This window comes from Vibrio sp. D401a (genome assembly GCF_030248515.1).
GTDB lineage: Bacteria > Pseudomonadota > Gammaproteobacteria > Enterobacterales > Vibrionaceae > Vibrio > Vibrio rotiferianus.
Window position 1 is genome coordinate 102,755 of record NZ_JAHGAI010000070.1, and the last position, 14,008, is coordinate 116,762.

Consider the following 14,008-nt stretch of genomic DNA (forward strand, 5'->3'; position numbering starts at 1 on the left):
GGTTTTCTCCATTTCGTTATTGTAATGCCATGAATCGATCTCTTTGGATCATCAGTTGGTCGATACGTGCGTCGTATCGAGCTTGTTTCAAACTTCCCAGTTCGGCAATTTTACTTGCTTCACTATAATATTGAATTGCTTTGTTCCAATTCGCGCGCAATGCAAGAATTTCTGCACGCGAAGCTAAATCTTCATCGCTGTTCCCTAAGGCAATGTTACCTTTGGAGAGCAGGTGCCAACCATTGGTATCTTCTGGGTTATCATGTGTATAGCGCTGCAGTATTTTAATTGCTTCTTTGTCTTTACCTGCTTCAAGCAAAGCGTTTGCATAGTTGATGGTGAGAACTTTATTGTGCGGCGATCGTTTTAGCGCTTTTGATAACATATCAATCGCTTTTTCTGGGTGCTTCTGAGCAATATATAAATCGGTCATCGCATCAAGATAAAAAGGGTTAGATGGGTCTTGCTTGAGTAATTTGTTAAGCAATACTTCGGCTTTGTCTAAGCGCTTATTATCTAGGTGGACAAGCGCTTTTCCATATTCAAATGTAGGAATCAAATCTGCCGTTGCTTTCTTCTGTGTACGTTCAAACCATCCCATAGCAGCTTCGCCGTCTATACCCGCGTGGCGAGCCACAATGCGTGCTCTAGTAAGATGATAATCGAGCGATGGCATAACTCGCATTGGAGGGTAGGCTTGTGCTCGAGCCCTAGAGTCGGTGATTCGGTCTTCAGGTAATGGGTGAGTTAGTAACATCGGTGGTGGTTTACTTGCATAGCGATACTCATCTGCAAGTCGACCAAAAAAACGTGGCATTGCTTGGACGTCAAACCCAGCTTTCGCCAGCGTTGAGATTCCGAAACGATCTGCTTCTTTCTCGTTAGAGCGCGTGTAGTTTATCTGGCTCTGCATATTCCCTGCGGTAGCTGCGGTAATCGCTGCCATACCTGCTTCTGGCGCTGCAATCGCAATGAGCAGTGCACCTGCCAAAGCAGCTAGCGTTGCTGGAGAGCGTCGAGCTTGTTCTTCCATGCTTCGTGCAAGGTGACGTTGTGTTACGTGCGCAATCTCGTGAGCAACCACCGATGCGAGCTCACTCTCCGTTCGAGCGTGTAAAAATAGCCCTGAGTGCAGGGCAACGTAACCACCAAAGAAGGCAAAAGCGTTGATATTGCGATCACGGATCATGAAAAAGTGGAACGGTGTTTTTACATCATTCGCATTAGCGACCAGTCGGTGTCCTAGCGTATCAATATACTCGTTGATCACAGGATCACTAACGATCGGACTGCTGGCTCTAAGCATACGCATGTAAGCGTCACCATAAATCAACTCTTGATCTATCGTCAGAGTGCCACCGGCTGCGGTACCAATATCAGGGAGGTCGAGACTATTGGCGTAAATAGGCGTTGGTGTACTTAATACAGCAGCAAGGCATAAACAAACTAGCGAGCGAGTGCGTTTTAACATACGGTTTAAAGATTCTCCAAAATACCGAAACATGGGTTGGAAGCTGAGTTCCTCTCTGCAACGCCACCATGTTTTATGGTCATCCGTGTCGGATGAATATGCTAGCAATAAGACCGAAGATAAACGAATTGGTTTCGTAAATTGTCACACACATAACTTTTAATTGTTAATTAGAAGTCATTGTCGTTTAGGCTTAAATCACTAGCACCAGCTCAAAAAGCCGTTACAATACAACCCTATCATAAGTGCAGAGCAATACAATGGAATCCATGTTACTTGATTTGCGTGAGCAACGCTGCCCTATGGCGCTGTTACTTGCTAAACGTCACGCTGCTGAAGTATTTCAGGGAGAATCTTCCCAGTATCAACAGCTTGTGATTCAAGTTGTGGATAATAGCTCTAAACGAGACATAGTGACGTATTTACGCAATCAAGGGTATGAAGTGCAGTGTCACGCATTACCAGAGTACTTCACTTTGACCGTATTTAATAAGGAATCATCATAAGATGCTTGAGATGATAAGTCGTTGGTATAAGAGACGTTTTTCAGACCCACATGCCGTGAGCCTAGTCGCGATTTTATTGTTCGGCTTTATCACTATTTATTTTTTCGGGCACTTAATTGCACCATTACTGGTTGCGATCGTTCTTGCATATCTTCTTGAATGGCCTGTCACACAAATGTGCCGTTTTGGTATTCCGCGAACCTTTTCAGTTATCACGGTGATACTTGTCTTTATCGGCTTGATGCTCATTGCGGTTTTCGGATTGGTACCGACTATTTGGACTCAGGTTGGTAACCTAATCAATGATATTCCGAACATGTATACAGGGTTGCAGAAGTTCATCTCCACATTACCGGAGCGTTACCCAGAGCTAGCAAACTTGCAAATTGTTGAGACGGTTGTAACCAACGCTAAAAACCAAGCAATCGGCTTAGGTGAAAGTGTTGTGAAGGGCTCACTTGCGTCACTTGTGAGCATTGCAACCTTAGCGGTTTACTTGATCCTTGTACCTCTATTAGTTTTCTTCTTGTTAAAAGACAAAGAAGAGATGATGAGTATGGCCAGTGGCATCCTGCCAAAGAATCGCAAGTTGGCGAATAAAGTCTGGCACGAGATGAATGAACAGATCTCGAATTACATTCGCGGTAAAGTGCTAGAAATTCTTATCGTCGGTGGAGTGAGCTACGTTACGTTTGCGGTTTTAGACCTGCGTTATTCTGCATTGTTAGCGGTAGCGGTTGGGCTATCGGTTCTGATCCCATACATCGGTGCGGCAGCAGTCACTGTGCCCGTTGCGATTGTTGGTTTGTTCCAGTGGGGATTATCTCCACAGTTTTACTGGTTGCTGGTGGCGTACGGTATTATTCAGGCGCTTGATGGCAACGTTTTAGTACCGGTACTATTCTCCGAAGCAGTGAACCTTCACCCAGTAGCAATTATTGTTGCGGTATTGGTGTTTGGAGGTTTATGGGGCTTCTGGGGCGTATTCTTTGCAATTCCGTTGGCGACACTTGTCAAAGCTGTGTGGAATGCACTGCCAAGTACAGAAGAAAGCGAACCAATACAAGAATAGAAATCGAATCCAATAAAAAGCCCAGCGACTGCTGGGCTTTTTGATGTTTGATTGAAAGCTAGGCTTACGCGTTTTCTTTCAAGTAGTTCACAACCACTTCGTGATGGTCTTTGGTTTTGAACTTGTTGAACACGTGTTCAATCACACCTTCCTCGTTGATTAGGAAGCTAATGCGGTGAAGACCATCGTAGACTTTACCCATGAACTTTTTCTCGCCCCACACACCGAACTGGTCAGCAGCTGCATGGTCTTCGTCAGACAGTAGTGTGAAGTTTAGTTCGTCACGTTCGATGAATTTACCAAGTCGTTTCACTGGGTCGATACTTACGCCCAATACTACAACGTTGTGTGCGTCTAGCTCTGCTTTTACATCACGCAGACCTTTTGCCTGAGTGGTACAGCCCGGTGTCATCGCTTTCGGGTAGAAGTAAAACAGAACTTTCTTACCTTTAAAATCATCGAGAGTAACAGTGTTACCGTCTTGGTCGAGCAAAGAGAAGGCTGGCGCTGGCGTGCCTGCTGTCAGCGTATTCATTGTTATGTCCTTTACTTATTTATAGATTGTTTTTTATGAAATTCAGAGAACCTTGTACGTTGAGCGTATTACAAAGTTCATCGAAATCTTCTTGAAGCTGCATAAGGTTACAGTCGGCTTGGACAGACGCTGTAATTGCAATATGGAATTGGTCAGCATCTAGTTGAACTTTAGACTTACTAATAGTTTGAGCGCTTAGTGAGTTAAGACCAATGTTCTGATCGGCAAAAAACTGGGTGAACTTTTCCGTCAAACCCATTCGGTCTTCTGATTCGATGAAGACCTCAAGATCATATGAGTTGTCTAATAACTCATGTGCGGATGTTCGCTTCATGATAGTGATAAGGTCATGCTCTTGCCCGAGTAGAGGTAATTGCGTTTCGACTCGAGTGATATTGTTGGTGTTGCCTGTCAACAGCATGATCAATGTAAATTCATTACCAAAGATAGCGATTCGGCTATCAGCGATGTTACAGCCAGCTTGTGTGACCAGTTTGACTACTTGATTACAAATGCCTGGGCGATCCGTTCCAACTGCTGTAAGTACCAGATGTTGCGTCATATATGAGCTTCTTGTCCTTTCTTCAATAGAGTGATGTTAGCACAGATAAGCATTAGAAATGTCGAGTTGGTTCCTTTTTTAGGCGCGACTGTTTGCTTTGTAAGCGAAATATTATCGTCTACTTTCTGGACGAGATAATTTCACTTAACTCTGACGTGACGAAGAAAACTGCGAGTATATTCCGCGGGCTAAATAGGTGCCGATCCCATAGGGGATAAAGGCTGCAACGATTATCGTTGAAGCTCGAGAATTGAGCGAATCCCCAGAGTTGAGCAAAAGAATCTTGCTAAACCTCTAACAACTGATAATTATTCATTCATTTGTACTTTGTAAGCGTCTATACACACTTGTGTTTGTTAATCGCATTACAGTACCATGCAGAAAGAGTTAAATGAGGGAGATAGACATGTTTTCAGGAAGTATCGTAGCGTTGATCACGCCATTTAAGCCAGATGGTGAAGTAGATTTCGATGGTCTGCAAAAGCTGGTTGAGTATCACGTTGAGGCGGGTACTGACGGTATTGTTGCGGTAGGCACAACGGGAGAGTCTTCGACTCTAACGATTGAAGAGCATGTGAAGGTCGTAAATAAAACGGTAGAGTTTGCCGACGGTCGCATCCCAGTGATTGCTGGCACAGGTGCAAATGCAACTCATGAGGCAGTCACATTCAGTAAGTTACTTGCAGATTCAGGTATTACAGGCTTCTTAAGTGTTACGCCTTATTATAATAAGCCAACTCAAGAAGGTTTGTTCCAACATTACAAAGCGATCTCTGAAGCAAGTGATGTACCTCTAATTTTATACAATGTACCTGGGCGTACAGCGGTAGATTTGTTGCCTGAGACAGTGGCACGCTTGTCAAAGCTTGATAATATCGTCGCATTGAAAGACGCGACGGGTGATTTGAACCGAATTGCACTTCACCGTGAACTTTGTGGCGAAGATTTTATCTTACTAAGTGGTGATGATGCGACTGGCTTAGAGTTTGTGAAGCTGGGCGGTCATGGTGTTATCTCTGTAACGAATAATATCGCTGCGAAAGACATGGCAGATATGTTCCACTTAGCACGAGACAGTAAGTTTGAAGAGGCTGAAGTAATCAACCAGCGTTTGATGACTTTGCACAAGAACTTATTTATCGAATCAAGCCCTATCCCGGTAAAATGGGCAGCCACTAAGCTAGGCTTGATCGGTGACGGCAGTTTGCGTCTTCCTTTGACACCACTTTCTGAAAAGTCGCAGCCGATTTTGGAACAGGCGCTAACAGACGCCGGTATTTACTAGGATTGAAGTATAACTGAGGGCGAGAGCTCTCAGTTTTTAGGAGTATAGATGAAGCTTTCTAGCCAGTTAGTGATGAGTTCACTGGCTGTTTTTGTATTGACTGCCTGTTCAGGTGGTGCCAACCAGCGTCGTCAAGCAAAAGATGACTTCGAATATTTGAATACTGAGTCGTTATCAGAATGGAATATGCCTGCCGATGCTCAGCCTCAGTTTTATCCAAACTATGACATTCCTCAGGGCAATTTTGAGGGTGGCATTGGTAAGGCTGTTGATATTCGTCCCCCACAAGAAGTGCTAGAGCTGATCCCAGGTGCGCGCTTGGAACGTAGCAATGGTGAGGTTACCCTATGGCTACTTCGCAAAGACGAGCTCGATCTTGTTTGGCAAACCGTCCAAAATATGATTTCGACAAATCAGATTCCAGTAGATAAACAGAGCGAAAACCTAATTGAAACGGGTTGGGTGACTTGGAATTCAGCGGATGAAGATATGGAAATCGGCAGTCGCTACGATATTTCTCGTTTTGAAGCTAACAACCGCTTTGGATTTAAAGTTAACTTGGTTGATTGGCGAGAAGGCGAGCAGGTTAAGGAAGTCTCGCGCACTAATCGTGAACGCTACAATGTGTTGATGACCAACTTGGTTACAGCTCGTTACGATCAACAAGTTCGTGAAGACGCACAGAAAAAAGCACAGGAATTAGTAAAACAAATTCCAATTACGATGGGAACCGATCGTAGTGGTCTGCCCGTTATTATCGCTCGTGCACAGTACAACGTATTATGGCAACGATTGCCTGAGTTACTTCCAAAAATTGGCTTCACGATTGAAAGTCGTAGTCAATCACAAGGTACAGTTGAAGCAAGATATGCATCACCTGATGACGCATTTTGGAATGATATTGGTGTGAAACCAATCGATTTAGACGCAGGTAAATATACTTTCCTATTTGGTGACCTAGGAAACCGAACGTCGATTAATGTTACCAATTCGTCGGGCAAGCCTGTCGAAGCAGAGTTTTTGAAGTCTTTAGCTCCAGTTTTAGCTGCAGTCGCGAAGCAATAACTCGGACAAAGAAAAGGGACCTGAAGGTCCCTTATTTATTTCTGTCCACAACGTGCGAATTCAACGAGATTCATCGTTTTCTTTGTTTTGGTCTCCGTAACGTTGTTTATCAAGTTCGTTCAACTTGTCTAAATCGTTCTTACGGCCCTTATCCATCTGACCAAACTTCATTTTTGCGGTGTACTTTAACGCAGCTATATTACCAACCACTATGCTGACCACTATGATGATAATGACCCAAGGGTTGGTTAGTATTTCTATCATAGAGCCTCCGGCAGAGTGATATTGTGAATGAATTTGGTATTGACCTTATCCAAATTATTCAATATGACGTCAATCCCTGCAATGCTGTCGATCTGATTTTGCTCAATTAACTGCTTTCTCAGTACTTCAGGTGTCAGGTGAGCCAAGCATTGTTGCCCAACTGATTTATGACTGATGTGCCAAGGTTCAATAGCCACACCACCCAAATCTTGTTGGTAAGGGAAGAAGAAGCCAAAGCGATCTAGGTTGGTTTCTAACCATTGATAGAAAGTTAGCTGATGACCTTCGAAGTATTCCCACGGTTCTAGCTGTAATTGCGTTTCTGGCGGCAACAAGTTACGCGCATAGACATCAAAATCACACCCCCAATGATGGCGACTGCCACCGGGTAGGGCAGACCAACGCAGAATCGCCATTAGCTTTTCTTCATCACTGAGCGTCGCTTTTTCTAAAAGCTGAGAGTGGGAATCTAAGATTTTTAAGTCACCAGAAAACTTACCGTTCCAAATGGCTTTTTGACGGTGAAAGTCGCGAAAGCCACTGGCAATTTCCATCTTAAAACCAGCCTCGGTTGCGGCTTCAATCATCTTCAACAAATCATCGACGACTTCTGGGTGAAGCATAAACGCCTTTTGCCCCACCAACGTGGATTGAAGATGCGAATCGGTGATTCCGGTAAGTTGCTCTGGTGTCATGGGGTTCTCGTTAAATACTGCGTGCTCGATGTAAACTCTATTTTGCTAGCAGGTGCTTCAGCGTGTTTTCGTACATGTCGGTCAATTTTTCTAGGTCATCGACTTTCACGCACTCGTTTACTTTATGAATCGTCGCGTTAACTGGCCCAAGCTCAACCACTTGACCGCCCATACGCGCGATAAAGCGACCATCAGACGTACCGCCAGTTGTGAGAAGTGCGGGCTTAGTACTGTTTACGTCGTCAACTGCAGCAACCACTGCGTCTAGCAATGCGCCAGTATCCGTTAAGAACGGGTCGCCATTGAATGTCCATTTTAGATCGTAATCTAAGTCATGCTTATCCAGCGTTTCAGTCACACGTTGAACAATCACTTCGTTGCTCAATTCAGTACTGAAACGAAGGTTAAATTGAACGTTAAACTCGCCTGGAATCACATTAGACGCGCCAGTACCTGCTGAAACGTTCGGGATCTGGAAGCTTGTCGGCGGGAAGTAATCATTCCCTTGGTCCCACTCTGTGGTAGCTAACTCGTGGATTGCCAATAGAGATTGATGAACTGGGTTGTTAGCAAGGTGAGGGTAGGCAACGTGACCTTGTGTTCCGTGTACGGTTAGGTCACCAGTGATGGAGCCACGACGACCATTCTTCACGACGTCACCAACCACTTCAGTACTTGAAGGTTCACCAACGATGCACATATCGATGTTCTCGCCGCGTTCCATTAAGGTTTCGACTACGCGAACGGTGCCGTTGATGAATGGGCCTTCTTCGTCAGAGGTGATTAAAAAGCCGATCGAGCCTTTGTGGTCTGGGTTATCTGCAATAAACCGTTCAACTGCCACCACCATACAAGCGAGTGAGCCTTTCATGTCAGCGGCGCCACGACCGTGAAGGTAACCATCTACAATCGTTGGTTCAAATGGGTGCGTATCCCATTGCTCTAGCTTGCCCGCAGGCACAACATCAGTGTGACCAGCGAAAGCAAACAGCGGTGCTTGTGTGCCTCGGCGAGCCCAGAAGTTTGTTGTGTCTTCAAACACCATCACTTCGATTTCAAAACCAAGCGCTTTTAATCGCTCGATCATCACTTCCTGACAGCCTGCATCTTCAGGCGTTACGGATTGGCGGCTGATCAGGTCTTTAGCGAGTGCCAGTACTGGACTGTCTGTCATCCTTGATTGTTCCTTTAATTAAGAGTTAAAAATGGTCGCGTATTGGTCTGCTTTGAAACCAATATGTAGTTGGTCTTCAACTTTCAAGATTGGGCGCTTAATCATCGCTGGGTTTTCTACTAATAGCGCGATTGCGTTTTCTTCATTAAGAGAATCTTTTTGTTCTTGAGTCAATTGACGGAAAGTTGTACCACGTTTGTTCAGTACTTGCTCCCAACCTAGTGCATTACAAAATTCAGTAACCATTGCTGCATCGACACCTTGTTTGCGGTAGTCATGAAAATCAAATGCAATGCTTTCCGCTTCAAGCCATTTCTTCGCTTTTTTAATCGTGTCGCAGTTTGGGATGCCGAACATGGTGATCGTCATAATGTGTCCTTTTGAGTCTTACTTTCTTCTTTCCGAGCCAATTACTTGAATGTGGCTTATTTATTCATTGAGTTGTTAACGCATCCTACCAAGAAGCAACGAAACTGACAAAATGATGAGATGAATAATTTACTTCTTGAAAAAAATAAGGGAGAAATTGCTGGGAAAGGGCGAGTTATTGATCAACCTCAACAAATTACTGTGCAAAAAAGAAATAATGAATCAGCACAATTTTAGGAGGTGTCAATGGAATTGAGTCCTGTTTTTGCAAGGCGGCTGTATTTAGCCTTACTGGTCGAAAGTCTAGAAAGGCCAAATGTGCCTAGGTTAATCGAAAAAACGGGGTGGCCTCGTCGTACTATTCAAGATGTACTTAAGGCTTTACCGGGGATCGGCATTGAACTGATTTTTGTTCAAGATGGCCGACGTCACAATGACGGTTATTACCAGCTTTCTGACTGGGGGCCTTTTGATAGTCAATGGGTTCTTGAGCGAGAGAAAGATATCGCTACTAGTCTTGGATTTCGTGCATAAGCCAGCAACAGCTGGCTTTTTTTGTATCTGAACAATCTTATCTATTTTGGCACTGATATGCAGTCCCTAAGACGCTAAATGAAGTGGTAAAGTCTTGCGGTGATATCATATAAACCGTATCGGCATTGAGTTTCGCTGCATTGTTTTTAAGATCGATCATCGCGCCTTGCATCATGGCGTCATTGGTAAAGAACAGGTAACTGTACCAGTGACCTTCACTGCCGGTGAGCTCACCTAAATACTCGCATTGCTCAGGGTTAAATTGGTTGTCGATGCGAATTTCCACGTCAAAGCTTGTTTCACTTGGCAAGGTTGAGGGTGCAGAGCAGCCTGTTAATGCCAATGCGATGCACCCTATCATCACATAATGTCGCATATTATTTCCCCATCACGATGTAAGCGGCAAAACCAATCCAGCTCAGTATCAGTAATGCCCAAGGTAATACGGCAGGTTTGCTCGTTGGCGCTTCAATACTTGCTGATTCTTGTTCAACTACGTCAACGAGTTGACGCTGTTTTTCTCTCTGTTGCTTTTTCTTTGCCTTATCGGCTTGTCGATTGCGTTCTTTCTGTTGTTTCTTGTACTGAGCAATGCCTTTTTCAATCCCTTGAGCGATCAGTTTAGTCTGCTCTTTGGTCTGGCCAGGCTTTTGGGTTGATTTAGCTATTTTCATCGCTTCAGTTTGGGTTTCTTGAGAAGGAGCGGGTGCTGTTGTGTTTTTCTTTTTCATGCTTTTTTATCGACGTCACTGTAAATCTTAACTTAGTTTACCTGCGTAAGATGACGAAATGAACTTTAGTTCTCATCTTTGCCGGGTTGCAACTCTTAAGCGATCAGTTAAAGTGGCGTTTTTATGAAACTAAGAAGACGATATTGTGCGTTACTCATTTGATCAGTACGACGCTCATGGATTTTTGAAAGCGCCAATTATGTTATGGCTAGGTTGGATGTTCCTAGCACGCTCTTGGGTGGTGTTTGCCATGGCAGGAGTAAGTAGAGACAGTGGTAGCAAGATATTAGCGATTGTTTACCCTGACTCTAATACGTTATATCTCGGCCTATCGATGGGTATTCCAAGCTTGTTACTGATGTGGCTGATGGGCTTGCGCCATCCGGATAGAGGCTGGGTGAATCAAATTACTCAACATGGTCGTGCTATGACTTTGATCTTGTGCGGTATTCAATTGGCTCAGACCATGTATCATGTCTACCTCGAACATGGTGTATTCAACTGGGCAAACGCGCTCACAATTACCCTGTTAACTTGGTTTATGATCTATCTTCTAAATGGAAGATGGGTGAAAGACTGCTTCAACGTGCCACAGATTGAGCACAAAGAAGAACAGCCATCAAAAAATTAAGAACAAAAATTTCCCGCACGGGGCTATAAAGAGGATATCTCAATGTCACAAGCTCAAACGGCGATTGTGCCTGAAGCAGGACCATTTGCACTTTACACTCAGTTAAAAGTGAACCAAAACCGTGAAAACGTACTGGCGAAACTGAAAGCGCTACCTGAGCTAGTAAATGAGCTAAATGCGAGCCAACCAGGTGCAGACCTAACGATTTCTATCGCATTCACTAAGTCTTTTTGGCAGCACCTAAACATGCAAATGCCAGAAGAGTTGATCGACTTCCCTGAGCTGGGTGAAGGCGACGTGATTGCGCCTGCATCTGATGTTGATGTACTGATTCACTGCCACTCAACTCGTCACGATTTGCACTTCTATGTACTGCGTAAATTCCTAGTGGATACAGCAGAAGATGTAACAGTCGTCGACGAAACTTACGGTTACCGTTACCTAGATGCTCGTGACATGACGGATTTCGTTGATGGCACAGAGAACCCGAAAGGCGACGCACGTGCTGACGTTGCATTGATCAAAGACGGTGCTTTCGCTGGTGGTAGCTACGTGATGGTTCAACGCTTTGAGCACAACTTGCCTGCATGGAACCGTTTGAACGTATCTGCACAAGAGAAAGTCATTGGCCGTACTAAGCTAGATTCTATTGAGCTAGAAGACGTGCCAGCGGCTTCTCACGTAGGTCGTGTAGACATCAAAGAAGAAGGCAAAGGTCTTAAGATCGTTCGTCACAGCTTGCCGTACGGCACAGTAACTGGCGCACATGGTCTTCTGTTCATCTCTTACTGCAACACTATCCACAACATCAAAATGATGCTAGAGAGCATGTACGGTGTTACCGATGGTAAGACAGACCAATTGCTTCGTTTCACCAAAGCGGTAACAGGCGCGTACTTCTTCGCTCCATCACAAGAAATGCTAGCGGAATTGGCGATTAAGTAATTTCCTAGAAGCAACGTTTACTTAAAGCCCTCCGCTCGGAGGGCTTTTTCGTCTTACGTCCCTTTCCATTACTTTTAGCGCTGGCTCTTTTCCAAAAAACACTAAACCTTTCTGCAATTTGGTCGATAAGTATCCAAAGCCTTAATTTCAGGACCAATATTTGTGGCGATCACCGTTAATACCAATGTGGCAGCACTTGTCACACAGCGTCATTTGACCAGTGCAACTGACATGCTGAACCAATCCATGGAGCGTTTGTCTTCAGGGAAGCGTATTAACAGCGCAAAGGATGACGCTGCAGGACTGCAAATCTCCAACCGTCTCCACTCGCAAATGCGTGGTTTGGATGTCGCGGTACGCAATGCGAACGATGGCATTTCCATTATGCAAACTGCCGAAGGGGCGATGAATGAAGTGACCAATATCATGCAACGTATGCGTGATTTGTCGCTACAGTCGGCTAACGGCTCAAACAGCAAAGCGGAACGTACTGCGCTGCAAGAAGAGGTCTCTGCTTTAAATGATGAGTTAAGTCGTATTGCGGAAACCACCTCATTTGGTGGGCGTAAACTATTGAATGGCACATTTGGCACATCGTCTTTTCAAATCGGTGCAACTGCTGGTGAAGCGGTACAAATTGGCCTACGGACTATGCAGCCGGAATCTTTTACTAGCTTTTCTATGAGATCATCTCAAAGGGTCGGCTCCGATTGGACGGTTCAAAGCGGAAACAACGATATTGTTATCCACTATCGTGATAACAATTTTGAAGAGCAGGAGATCCGTATTGAAGCTAAAGCAGGTGATGATATAGAAGAGCTCGCTACTTACATTAATGGGCAAACCGATAAAGTAAAAGCGTCTGTTAATGAAGAGGGGCAACTGCAGTTACTGATGTCCTATAAAGATGCCATAGGATACCCTGGACCAACCTTCAGTGGTGGTTTGGGCGATGAGTTAGAACTTGACAAGTATGTCACCGTAAAACGAACGGTAGATAAAATTGATATCAGTACGGTGGGTGGTGCTCAAATGGCGGTTGGTATTCTAGATGACGCCATGAAAACAGTGGACAGCAGTCGTGCTGAGCTAGGCGCGTATCAAAATCGCTTTAATCATGCGATCAATAATCTGGATAACATCCATGAGAACCTAGCGGCTTCGAACAGCCGTATCCAAGATACTGACTATGCCAAAGAAACCACGCAAATGGTGAAGCAGCAGATCTTACAACAAGTCAGCACTTCGATTTTGGCACAAGCAAAGCAAGCCCCAAACCTTGCTTTGACGCTGCTTGGTTAATGGTTCGTACCGCGCGAATTTAACGTAAAACCAGCCTGTATCGACAGTAATAAAAGAAGCTTTAGTGGAATTTTAAAGTTTTTTTGCTTTTTTATTTACTTCATCACTATTTCCCTCCCAAACGAACTTTTTTTCAAAAAAACGTATTTTTTTCCTCAAGAAATCAGAAGTAGCGCCGTTAATAAAAGTAACTTTGAGAGAACTACTTGGTTTTCCGAGACGTCGGAAACCGCTACATCGGAAAATCAATTGGAGAAATCACCATGGCAGTGAATGTAAATACAAACGTATCGGCGATGACCGCTCAGCGTTACCTAAACAACGCAAACTCAGCTCAACAAACTTCAATGGAGCGTTTGTCTTCAGGCTTTAAAATCAACAGCGCAAAAGATGATGCTGCGGGTCTACAAATCTCGAACCGCTTGAACGTTCAAAGCCGTGGTTTAGACGTTGCGGTACGTAACGCGAATGATGGTATTTCAATTGCACAGACCGCTGAAGGTGCAATGAATGAAACAACCAACATCCTACAACGTATGCGTGACCTATCTCTACAATCTGCAAACGGCTCTAACTCAAAAGCAGAGCGTGTTGCGATCCAGGAAGAAGTAACGGCACTAAACGATGAGCTTAACCGTATCGCTGAAACGACATCATTTGGTGGTAACAAGCTGCTGAACGGCACACATGGTTCGAAATCTTTCCAAATTGGTGCAGATAATGGCGAAGCAGTAATGCTTGAGCTAAAAGACATGCGCTCAGACAACAAAATGATGGGTGGCAGCAGCTACGTCGCTGAAAACGGTAAAGGTAAAGACTGGTCGGTTGCTGGTGACAAAGCAGACCTGACTATCTCGCTAAAAGACA

18 protein-coding genes are annotated in these 14,008 nt (G+C 44.5%); 9 read left to right on the forward strand and 9 right to left on the reverse strand.

Annotation, left to right across the window (positions count from 1 at the left end):
* Positions 1-16: 16 nt before the first annotated feature.
* Positions 17-1,471 carry a M48 family metallopeptidase gene (locus KIV41_RS23860; RefSeq protein ID WP_285337797.1) on the reverse strand — a complete coding sequence of 485 codons (1,455 nt, stop codon included), beginning with the start codon at positions 1,469-1,471 and terminating at the stop codon, positions 17-19.
* A 269-nt stretch (positions 1,472-1,740) separates the two neighbouring features.
* Between KIV41_RS23860 and KIV41_RS23865 the strand changes: the two genes are divergently transcribed.
* Positions 1,741-1,977, forward strand: a complete 237-nt coding sequence (locus tag KIV41_RS23865; RefSeq protein ID WP_010449670.1) for a sulfurtransferase TusA family protein — start codon at positions 1,741-1,743, stop codon at positions 1,975-1,977.
* A gap of 1 nt (position 1,978) precedes the next feature.
* The gene (locus tag KIV41_RS23870; RefSeq protein ID WP_010449668.1) at positions 1,979-3,049 is read left to right on the forward strand and encodes an AI-2E family transporter; all 1,071 of its coding nucleotides are present in this window, start codon (positions 1,979-1,981) and stop codon (positions 3,047-3,049) included.
* 64 nt (positions 3,050-3,113) lie between these two features.
* Here the strand turns inward: KIV41_RS23870 and bcp are convergent, their stop codons facing one another.
* Both bcp and KIV41_RS23880 read right to left on the reverse strand, forming a co-directional pair.
* Positions 3,114-3,584 carry a thioredoxin-dependent thiol peroxidase gene (gene bcp, locus KIV41_RS23875; RefSeq protein WP_010449666.1) on the reverse strand — a complete coding sequence of 157 codons (471 nt, stop codon included), beginning with the start codon at positions 3,582-3,584 and terminating at the stop codon, positions 3,114-3,116.
* 19 nt (positions 3,585-3,603) lie between these two features.
* Entirely contained in the window at positions 3,604-4,146 is a 543-nt protein-coding gene (locus tag KIV41_RS23880) for a glycine cleavage system protein R (protein ID WP_010449664.1), read from the reverse strand.
* A gap of 406 nt (positions 4,147-4,552) precedes the next feature.
* Between KIV41_RS23880 and dapA the strand changes: the two genes are divergently transcribed.
* Entirely contained in the window at positions 4,553-5,431 is an 879-nt protein-coding gene (gene dapA, locus KIV41_RS23885; RefSeq protein ID WP_285337798.1) for a 4-hydroxy-tetrahydrodipicolinate synthase, read from the forward strand.
* 48 nt (positions 5,432-5,479) lie between these two features.
* Positions 5,480-6,496, forward strand: coding sequence for an outer membrane protein assembly factor BamC (gene bamC / locus KIV41_RS23890; RefSeq protein WP_285337799.1), 1,017 nt, complete (start codon positions 5,480-5,482; stop codon positions 6,494-6,496).
* A 60-nt stretch (positions 6,497-6,556) separates the two neighbouring features.
* On the opposite strand, the gene KIV41_RS23895 is transcribed toward bamC, so the two are convergent.
* From KIV41_RS23895 to KIV41_RS23910, 4 genes are read right to left on the reverse strand one after another with little or no spacing between them, the layout of a single operon-like run.
* Entirely contained in the window at positions 6,557-6,760 is a 204-nt protein-coding gene (locus KIV41_RS23895; protein WP_171357169.1) for a DUF2897 family protein, read from the reverse strand.
* Complete coding sequence (locus KIV41_RS23900) at positions 6,757-7,455, reverse strand: M15 family metallopeptidase (RefSeq protein WP_285337800.1); 699 nt, start codon at positions 7,453-7,455, stop codon at positions 6,757-6,759. Before KIV41_RS23900 ends, KIV41_RS23895 begins: the two co-directional genes overlap by 4 nt.
* A gap of 37 nt (positions 7,456-7,492) precedes the next feature.
* On the reverse strand, positions 7,493-8,629 hold the full coding sequence (dapE, locus tag KIV41_RS23905) for a succinyl-diaminopimelate desuccinylase (RefSeq protein ID WP_010449656.1): 1,137 nt from the start codon (positions 8,627-8,629) through the stop codon (positions 7,493-7,495).
* Between the two features lie 18 nt (positions 8,630-8,647).
* Entirely contained in the window at positions 8,648-8,998 is a 351-nt protein-coding gene (locus KIV41_RS23910; RefSeq protein WP_143692806.1) for an ArsC family reductase, read from the reverse strand.
* 246 nt (positions 8,999-9,244) lie between these two features.
* On the opposite strand from KIV41_RS23910, the gene KIV41_RS23915 reads away from it, so the two are divergent.
* Entirely contained in the window at positions 9,245-9,532 is a 288-nt protein-coding gene (locus tag KIV41_RS23915) for a helix-turn-helix domain-containing protein (protein WP_010449652.1), read from the forward strand.
* 37 nt (positions 9,533-9,569) lie between these two features.
* Here KIV41_RS23915 and KIV41_RS23920 read toward each other — a convergent pair whose 3' ends face one another.
* Positions 9,570-9,908: a DUF4156 domain-containing protein gene (locus KIV41_RS23920; protein WP_088880490.1), complete on the reverse strand. Its 339-nt coding sequence runs from the start codon at positions 9,906-9,908 to the stop codon at positions 9,570-9,572.
* Between the two features lies 1 nt (position 9,909).
* Positions 9,910-10,263: a DUF2956 domain-containing protein gene (locus KIV41_RS23925; RefSeq protein WP_285337801.1), complete on the reverse strand. Its 354-nt coding sequence runs from the start codon at positions 10,261-10,263 to the stop codon at positions 9,910-9,912.
* 145 nt (positions 10,264-10,408) lie between these two features.
* On the opposite strand from KIV41_RS23925, the gene KIV41_RS23930 reads away from it, so the two are divergent.
* The 4 genes from KIV41_RS23930 to KIV41_RS23945 form a co-directional block, all read left to right on the forward strand.
* Positions 10,409-10,894 carry a DUF2919 domain-containing protein gene (locus KIV41_RS23930; protein ID WP_038886646.1) on the forward strand — a complete coding sequence of 162 codons (486 nt, stop codon included), beginning with the start codon at positions 10,409-10,411 and terminating at the stop codon, positions 10,892-10,894.
* A gap of 42 nt (positions 10,895-10,936) precedes the next feature.
* Entirely contained in the window at positions 10,937-11,839 is a 903-nt protein-coding gene (locus KIV41_RS23935; RefSeq protein ID WP_285337802.1) for a Dyp-type peroxidase, read from the forward strand.
* A gap of 162 nt (positions 11,840-12,001) precedes the next feature.
* Positions 12,002-13,141, forward strand: coding sequence for a flagellin (locus tag KIV41_RS23940; RefSeq protein WP_285337803.1), 1,140 nt, complete (start codon positions 12,002-12,004; stop codon positions 13,139-13,141).
* A gap of 263 nt (positions 13,142-13,404) precedes the next feature.
* A partial coding sequence (locus tag KIV41_RS23945; RefSeq protein WP_285337804.1) for a flagellin occupies positions 13,405-14,008 on the forward strand: 604 nt, incomplete at its 3' end.

Coding starts and splice junctions, on each gene's coding strand:
- KIV41_RS23925 (WP_285337801.1), bottom strand. CDS start 10,263: ATGAAAAAGAAAAACACAACAGCACCCGCTCCTTCTCAAGAAACCCAA.
- bcp (WP_010449666.1), bottom strand. CDS start 3,584: ATGAATACGCTGACAGCAGGCACGCCAGCGCCAGCCTTCTCTTTGCTC.
- KIV41_RS23895 (WP_171357169.1), bottom strand. CDS start 6,760: ATGATAGAAATACTAACCAACCCTTGGGTCATTATCATCATAGTGGTC.
- KIV41_RS23915 (WP_010449652.1), top strand. CDS start 9,245: ATGGAATTGAGTCCTGTTTTTGCAAGGCGGCTGTATTTAGCCTTACTG.
- dapE (WP_010449656.1), bottom strand. CDS start 8,629: ATGACAGACAGTCCAGTACTGGCACTCGCTAAAGACCTGATCAGCCGC.
- KIV41_RS23865 (WP_010449670.1), top strand. CDS start 1,741: ATGTTACTTGATTTGCGTGAGCAACGCTGCCCTATGGCGCTGTTACTT.
- KIV41_RS23870 (WP_010449668.1), top strand. CDS start 1,979: ATGCTTGAGATGATAAGTCGTTGGTATAAGAGACGTTTTTCAGACCCA.
- KIV41_RS23860 (WP_285337797.1), bottom strand. CDS start 1,471: ATGTTAAAACGCACTCGCTCGCTAGTTTGTTTATGCCTTGCTGCTGTA.
- KIV41_RS23910 (WP_143692806.1), bottom strand. CDS start 8,998: ATGACGATCACCATGTTCGGCATCCCAAACTGCGACACGATTAAAAAA.
- KIV41_RS23935 (WP_285337802.1), top strand. CDS start 10,937: ATGTCACAAGCTCAAACGGCGATTGTGCCTGAAGCAGGACCATTTGCA.
- KIV41_RS23920 (WP_088880490.1), bottom strand. CDS start 9,908: ATGCGACATTATGTGATGATAGGGTGCATCGCATTGGCATTAACAGGC.
- KIV41_RS23900 (WP_285337800.1), bottom strand. CDS start 7,455: ATGACACCAGAGCAACTTACCGGAATCACCGATTCGCATCTTCAATCC.
- KIV41_RS23880 (WP_010449664.1), bottom strand. CDS start 4,146: ATGACGCAACATCTGGTACTTACAGCAGTTGGAACGGATCGCCCAGGC.
- dapA (WP_285337798.1), top strand. CDS start 4,553: ATGTTTTCAGGAAGTATCGTAGCGTTGATCACGCCATTTAAGCCAGAT.
- bamC (WP_285337799.1), top strand. CDS start 5,480: ATGAAGCTTTCTAGCCAGTTAGTGATGAGTTCACTGGCTGTTTTTGTA.